This is a genomic window from Streptomyces sp. 13-12-16 (assembly GCF_002114215.1).
Lineage (GTDB): Bacteria > Actinomycetota > Actinomycetes > Streptomycetales > Streptomycetaceae > Streptomyces.
The window spans coordinates 1-1,762 of sequence record NZ_NCTE01001382.1 but is presented as its reverse complement, the minus strand read 5'-3'; the positions used below and the strand labels follow the sequence as shown (position 1 = coordinate 1,762).

At 74.8% G+C, this 1,762-nt stretch carries 1 protein-coding gene; it reads left to right on the top strand.

Annotated elements, in window-relative coordinates:
• Positions 1-13: 13 nt before the first annotated feature.
• The coding region (locus B7767_RS41190; RefSeq protein ID WP_256923761.1) for a lipopolysaccharide biosynthesis protein at positions 14-1,762 on the top strand (1,749 nt) is incomplete at its 3' end.

Genomic DNA, 1,762 nt, shown 5'->3' with positions numbered 1-1,762 from the left:
CTGGGGCCCGCCCGTGACCGACACCCGGGTGCACGGGCCCGCCGCGGCGCGCGCCGACGGCGGGCCCCGGCCCGCCGGGAGCCCGTCCGGCTCCGACTCCCTGTTCAAGAACGCCTACTTCCTGATGCTCAGCACGGGCGTGTCCGCCGTCCTCGGCCTGGGGTTCTGGCTCGTGGCCGCCCGCCACTACTCCGAGGACGCCGTCGGCCAGGGCTCCGCCGCGATCGCCGCGATGCGGCTGCTCGCCAGCATCACCGCGACCACGATGATCGGCGCCGTGGTCCGCTTCGTACCGCGGGCCGGCCGCGAGACCGGACGCCTGGTGTGGGGCGTGTACCTGGCGAGTTCGGTGGTCGTCACCCTGGCCGCGGGCGTCTTCCTGCTCACGCTCGACCAGTGGGGCCCCTCCTACGCACCCCTCGGCACACCGGTGGCCGGGGCGCTGTTCGTCGCGGCGTGCGTGGCGTGGGCGCTGCTCACCCTCCAGGACGGCGTGCTCACGGGGCTGCGCAAGGCCGAGTGGGTGCCGGCCGGGAACGCGGTGTTCTCCGTCGGGAAACTGGCCCTGCTGGCCGTCTTCGCGAGCACACTGCCCGTGCTGGGCATCTTCGTGTCCTGGGCCGTGGCCATCGCGTTCTCCACACTGCCGCTCGGCTGGCTGATCTTCCGCCGGCTCATCCCGCGCCAGGCCGCCGCCGATCACGACGTGGAACCGCCCGGCCTGCGTTCCATGGGCCGCTTCCTGGCCGGTGACTCGCTCGGCGCGCTGTTCAGCCTCGCCATGATCAACCTGCTGCCCGTGATGGTCGCGGTCCGCTTCAGCGCGGCGGAGAACGGCTACTTCTACGTGGCGTACACCGTCGGCGGCACGATGGAGTTCATGGCCATCAACATGGCCTCGTCGCTCACCGCCCACGCCTCGCACGATCCGCGTCAGCTCGCCGACGGCGTGCGCGGGGCGCTGCGCCGGATGACGCTGCTGCTGGTGCCGGTGGTCGCGGTGCTGGTCGTCTTCGCGCCCCGGATCCTCACGCCGTTCGACGCGGACTACGCCGAGCACGGCTCGACCGTGCTGCGGCTGCTCGCGCTCGGCGCGCTGCCCCGCGTGGTCGTGGAGCTGTACATCGGGGTGCTGCGGGTGCAGGGGCGCACCGGTGTGCTCGCCGCGCTCCAGGGCGCGATGTGCGCGCTGGTGCTGGGCAGCGCGGCCGTGCTGTTCACCCCGGCGGGGATCGCGGGGGCCGGATGGGCGGTGCTGATCAGCATGACGCTGATTGCGGTCGTCTCGGTGTTCGGGCTGCGTGCGGCGCTGCGCGAGAAGCCCGGCGGGCCCGTGGAGCGGTCCGCCGCCGTCCCCGACTACGGCACGCGCTGGGCCCGGCTCAACGCCACCGCCGGGTACGGCACGAACTGGGCGCGCCGGGCGGCGTACGAGCACAAGGACCCGGAGGGCGACGAGGACGACGAGGAGACCGTCACGCTGTTCATCGGCCGCCCCGGCTACGAACGGGAGGCCCTCCAGGCGGACACGGTGGCGCTCATCGCGCGCCCGCCGGCCCCGGACGAACGGGGGGACGACCCGGGAGGCGAGGAGCGGTCGCCTCACGAGGGGAGCGGCGTCCGGAAGGACGCGCCGGGGGCGGCGCGGGGGGAGCAGGACCGGGACGACGACCCGGTGGGAGCCGCGACGCCGGACCACGCCGGGAGGCCCGGCGACGCGGGGCCGGACGCCGGCGGGGAGCGGACCCCTCCGCCGGTCCGG